This is a genomic window from Borrelia hispanica CRI, assembly GCF_000500065.1.
Taxonomy (GTDB): Bacteria; Spirochaetota; Spirochaetia; order Borreliales; family Borreliaceae; genus Borrelia; species Borrelia hispanica.
In genome coordinates, this window is the sequence record NZ_AYOU01000127.1 from 1 (window position 1) to 4873 (window position 4873).

Annotated in this window: 7 protein-coding genes; 4 read left to right on the forward strand and 3 right to left on the reverse strand. The window is 25.6% G+C overall.

What is annotated here, in order from left to right; genetic code table 11:
• Positions 1 to 284: single-stranded DNA-binding protein (locus U880_RS10545; protein ID WP_024655117.1), on the forward strand; the 284-nt coding region annotated here is incomplete at its 5' end.
• 45 nt (positions 285 to 329) lie between these two features.
• Positions 330 to 746, forward strand: a complete 417-nt coding sequence (locus U880_RS0105610; protein ID WP_024655118.1) for a DUF261 domain-containing protein — start codon at positions 330 to 332, stop codon at positions 744 to 746.
• 273 nt (positions 747 to 1019) lie between these two features.
• Here the strand turns inward: U880_RS0105610 and U880_RS0105615 are convergent, their stop codons facing one another.
• From U880_RS0105615 to U880_RS0105625, 3 genes are all read right to left on the reverse strand, one after another.
• Positions 1020 to 1772, reverse strand: coding sequence for a tyrosine-type recombinase/integrase (locus tag U880_RS0105615; protein ID WP_024655119.1), 753 nt, complete (start codon positions 1770 to 1772; stop codon positions 1020 to 1022).
• Positions 1773 to 2211: 439 nt separating this feature from the next.
• Positions 2212 to 2631: an Mlp family lipoprotein gene (locus U880_RS0105620; RefSeq protein WP_024655120.1), complete on the reverse strand. Its 420-nt coding sequence runs from the start codon at positions 2629 to 2631 to the stop codon at positions 2212 to 2214.
• Between the two features lie 165 nt (positions 2632 to 2796).
• Positions 2797 to 3498, reverse strand: a complete 702-nt coding sequence (locus U880_RS0105625) for a hypothetical protein (RefSeq protein ID WP_024655121.1) — start codon at positions 3496 to 3498, stop codon at positions 2797 to 2799.
• Between the two features lie 154 nt (positions 3499 to 3652).
• Here U880_RS0105625 and U880_RS0105630 point away from each other — a divergent pair, with 154 nt between their 5' ends.
• Positions 3653 to 4192 (forward strand): DUF603 domain-containing protein, encoded by a 540-nt coding sequence (locus U880_RS0105630; RefSeq protein ID WP_024655122.1) that lies wholly within the window; start codon positions 3653 to 3655, stop codon positions 4190 to 4192.
• Positions 4193 to 4202: 10 nt separating this feature from the next.
• The coding region (locus U880_RS0105635; protein WP_024655123.1) for a phage terminase large subunit at positions 4203 to 4873 on the forward strand (671 nt) is incomplete at its 3' end.

Consider the following 4873-nt stretch of genomic DNA (forward strand, 5'->3'; position numbering starts at 1 on the left):
ATGCCCAATTTTTTAATTGTGTATTATTTGGTAAGCGAGCAGAAACTCTTCTTCATTTTCTTCTTAAAGGCAAGCAAGTTGTTGTTCAAGGGTCTATGAGACATGAGTATTATAAGGATAAACATAGTGGAATTGATAAAATTAAAAGCATTATTTTTGTAGATCAACTGAGATTGTTTGGTGGGGATAGTAAGTATCATAATCCTAAAGTTGATATTCCTATTCCTACTCCTGCTCCTGTTCCTGATCCTGCTTGTGAATTTAATGAAGATATTCCTTTTTAGAAGTTTATGAATGAGGTTTGGATTATATAGGAGGTTAAATGATATATGAAATTAAGACAAACTGATAATAGATTTATTGTAGAGATTAGACGTTGGGGTTGTTACTTTTTATCTTTGCATTATTACATATCATCACTTACAAAGAACAAATTTGACTTTAATGATATTAATAATAATTATTATCAATTTGTTAGTTTAGGTTATATGAGGATTAATTGTTATATTTTAAATCCATGTAGAATCTTGAGTGTTTTTGGAATTAAACGAGATGTTCGTATTGAGGATAAATCTTATAAATGTTTAAAGGATGAGTTTGAGATAAGTGAAGTTAATATAAAAAATATTGCAGGATCCCATTTTATGGCAACAAATAATACAGAAGTTTTATATGATCCTCTTTATCTTAAAGATAGAGGGCAAGAATATCATCTTAAATCTAAGCGTATATTTAGAAAAATATAGTTTACTCCATATATGTTTATTTTATTAAAAGGTTATATGCCTTTTTTTTTATGCTTATTTATTATGTCAAATATTGATTTTAGCTAAAATTAATTATATTATCATATAATAGCTATTTGTTAAATTACTTTTAACCTTTATTTCTAAAATAAAAAATTCTAACAAAAAGAATATAACTTCTTTTTGTTAGTTTTATTATAGTAATATATTGATTTAATATTATGTTTGTATAGATCATATAGCAATATATGGAATATACAATGTAAATTGATATTATTTAAAACCATCTTTAATATCATGATATGCTTTTAATTTACTTGCTTTTGAGAGGCCATAAACATTATCAATTTCAGCTGTTGATGCATATTTCATTAATTCTTTAATTTCAAATGAGTTGTACCCTTTACTTTTAAGTGTTGCAATAAATATATTTCTACATATATGTAGCGATTTACGATATTTAAATCCTGATTTTGTAAGTAATTCTTTAAATTGTTTTGAAATCTCACTTATATTTATTCTATTATCTTTAAAGCGATGTTTACTTTTTTGAAATAGATAAGTACGTCTTGAATCTTGTCCTTTATTTTTAAAATGAAGTTTATGAATTTCTTCTATAGATTCAAATTCAGATTTACTTATTACTACTTCTCTAATGCAAATACTGGTTCGCTTCTTTGCAACATTTACACGTAAACTATAAAATACATCACCATTATTATTTTCTTCTCTTACTATGTCATCAAGCCTTGTATTTTGAATCTCTACTCCTCTACAACCAGTAATTGAGAGTATATGAACAAACCAACCTGAGATTGGATCTATTTGTTTAAGTTTGTCTATACTTTTCTTTACCAATCTTATGGTCTTATCATTTAAATAAAATCTTATTGGTATTGATTTAGATTTAGGATTGCTTTTGGTTTGTAATAATTCTTTCTTATATTGCCTTGTTTCTTTAAGTAATATTGAATTTTGTTTCTTTAGTTCTTTGATTTTTGCTTTTAATATTTCATATTCTTTCATGTAATTTATCTGTTAACTAAATGCTATAAAAATAAGTAAAATTATGTATAAATATGTTAGCAAATACTCTTAATTTATGTCAAATTATATGTCTCTCCATTGTATGCAAAATTTAATGTGTAAGACATGTATTTTAATCAGAAGGGCTAATATTTAAGGGTGCAGCACAAAATATCTAATAAACTTTGTGCTAGCTTTAACAAATACTTAAAAATTTGCTGTCTATTCTTTCTAGATTTTATTTTAAAGACCCATATGTTTGCAATGAGAGATATTTCTCTTCTTTTTTTAACTTATCTTTCTCTGTTAACTTCAAGTTAACATTTTGTTTACTTATACCTTTTTTTAAATCTTTTTATTTATACTTTTATTTGTATGAAAATCTGTATACTTTCTTTCTTAAATCTTGTTTTTAAATTCTGTTTTTATTTTGATGGTCTTATTGTGCGTTTTGATTGCAAGTACTAGCTGCTTGTTCTGTAAATTTATCTAAGCCACCTCCCAAAGCACCCTTTACTACTTGTTTAAATGTATTTTTTTGATTATCTGCATTTTCTCCTGTGCACTTTGCAAGTTCTGATTGAATGTGATCAAGAGCATCTTTTATTTTAGATTCGTCTTCATTTAAAAATTTATTGAGTTCAGATTCACTACCCAAAGCTTCTTTTAAAAAATCTAGACCCTGTTTTTGACTTTCACTTAATTTTTCTCTCAAGTCTTCTTCAGGTGTTTTTTGTGCTTCTACTTGTTGTTCTAAGTCTCTTTTGTTTCTACCCTTAATTCCTTTATTTGTATTATTATCTTGTTCACAACTACTCATTAGTAGTAATAAAATCAAAGTAAAATTGGTTATTTTCATGTAAATCTCCTTAGTTTTAATACATATTTGTGATATTAAAATATATAGCGATTATTGTTATATTGTATGAATTACTTTGATTATTATATAACTAGCAACTACTAAATTGTAGTTGCTAAATGTTTACTTTTTTTGATTAACAATTTATTTTGTTACTAATTTTTATTATGTTAACATGTTTAATGTATTCGTATAGTTTTTACTATTTTTATTTTCAAGTTCGTTTTTTATTGCTTGAAATATTTCTTTATTGGTATCGTATTTTTCAATTATTGTATGTATAAGATACTCAAAGAATGAGCTTACATAGTTAGTTGGAAAACCTGCATTTGTATTTCCGTACAGCCTTCCGTCATAGTGATGGTTGTCTTTATATTTATCATATAAATAATTATAAAAAGCACCTTCTATATATTGCATCGTAGTCTGATCATTTTCAAATCTTTGTAGTTTATTATATATACGTTTATATGCGTAATTAAAGGCGTTACTTAATTCTTTTTGTTCTTGTATATGTGCATCATCTAAAATCCAAGTACGAAATCTATCGTATTTGTTTAGTAAATTTTGTAATTCTTGATTTATATCTTGTTGAAGCTTTTGATAAAACGCTAATTTGTCTTTTTTATATATATCAAGTGCATATATTAATATTTCAAATTTCATTTTTTCTTCAGTAGTTAAAGTAATGTTGTGTGGATTATGTGTTGGGAATGTACTTCCTAGATCTTGAGGTTTTAGAAATTTATCTGTAGATCTAGTAGTTTGGACAGAGTAAGTCACTCTTTGACTTGGTTTTTTATTTGCATTGCAACTATACAAAAATAATATAATGCAAAGCATTAATATACTTCTATTTTTATTCATAAAATATTCTCCTCATTTTACGGATTATAACATTATATTTCTTTCTGAGTATATATTTGTAAGCTTTTTTCGTTGATTTTGTAAAATTATTATTTTGTTATAGAGTTTATGTTAAGTTAAATTAATTTTTGTTAATTTAGAAGGTTGAAGAGATATGAATAAAGTAAAGAAATCATTTGATGATTATATTGTGTATTTTAATGAAGGGAAGCTTAGTGATGCACAGATTAGTAAAGAGATGGGTGTAAGTCGTGCTAATGTATGTAAAATGAGACGTAGATGGGAGTCTAGAGAAAGCAATAATTTAGAAGAACATCCAAAAGTAACAATTAGTGAAGAAACTCTAAATAATGTGTTAATACGTGCATCAGAGCATAGTGCACAATCAAGTAGTATTAAAAGCCAGCTTCATATGGCTAGAAATAGATTGGGATTAGAATTTATTGATTCATTTAATAATTATTTAGATTTGGAACTTAAATCATACAATCAAGAAATAAAGATGTTAGAGCGCAAAATTGAAAGACTTAGAGAAGAAATTAATAATGAATATGATCAAGATCTTAATAATAAGCTATGTGAACTTGACGAAGTTAAAAGAGCAAAAGAAATTAAAAAAATGGAATTGTATTACCAAGCTATGCTTAAATTAAAAGCAACTGATTTTGAATCACAAGTTAAATTTAAAATTTAAAGGATATGTTGTGAATATATATGATCTACCTCTTTTTAAAAGAATGCAAAGGGAATATAAGCGTGAATTTGGTATTAATATAGCATCTTTTATTAAACCAAAACCAGTAGTTGTTGATTTTAAAAGCTTTGAAAATAAGTTCTTAAATAAAAAACAACGTAAAGTATTAAGTGATATTGAAAAGAATAATCAAAAAAAAATTATTTTATCAGGTGGAATTGCGAGTGGTAAAACATTTTTGGCTTGTTATTTATTCTTAAAAACTTTACTTAAAAATAGGCATCTTTATAGGAAAGGTACCAATAATTTTATATTAGGCAACTCACAGAAGGCATTAGAAATTAATGTTATAGAACAGTTTGAAAATCTTGCTAATATGCTTAAAATACCTTTTGTTCCCAAATATTCAAATACGTCATATTTTGAAATCGATTCTTTAAGGGTTAATTTATATGGTGGTGATAAAATAAGAGACTTTGAAAGATTTAGAGGATCGAATTCTGCTGTCATTTATGTTAATGAAGCAACAACGCTGCATAAAGAGACATTAAAAGAAGCGCTTAAGAGACTAAGAATCAAACCAGAGTTTATTGTTTTTGATACTAATCCTGATCATCCAGAGCATTATTTTAAAACAGATTATATTGATAAGAATACAATATATTCTACATATAATTTTAC

What these genes read in the sequence shown, in the direction of transcription:
- U880_RS0105630 (WP_024655122.1), top strand. Translation starts at nt 3,653, where the DNA reads ATGAATAAAGTAAAGAAATCATTTGATGATTATATTGTGTATTTTAAT.
- U880_RS0105615 (WP_024655119.1), bottom strand. Translation starts at nt 1,772, where the DNA reads ATGAAAGAATATGAAATATTAAAAGCAAAAATCAAAGAACTAAAGAAA.
- U880_RS0105625 (WP_024655121.1), bottom strand. Translation starts at nt 3,498, where the DNA reads ATGAATAAAAATAGAAGTATATTAATGCTTTGCATTATATTATTTTTG.
- U880_RS0105610 (WP_024655118.1), top strand. Translation starts at nt 330, where the DNA reads ATGAAATTAAGACAAACTGATAATAGATTTATTGTAGAGATTAGACGT.
- U880_RS0105620 (WP_024655120.1), bottom strand. Translation starts at nt 2,631, where the DNA reads ATGAAAATAACCAATTTTACTTTGATTTTATTACTACTAATGAGTAGT.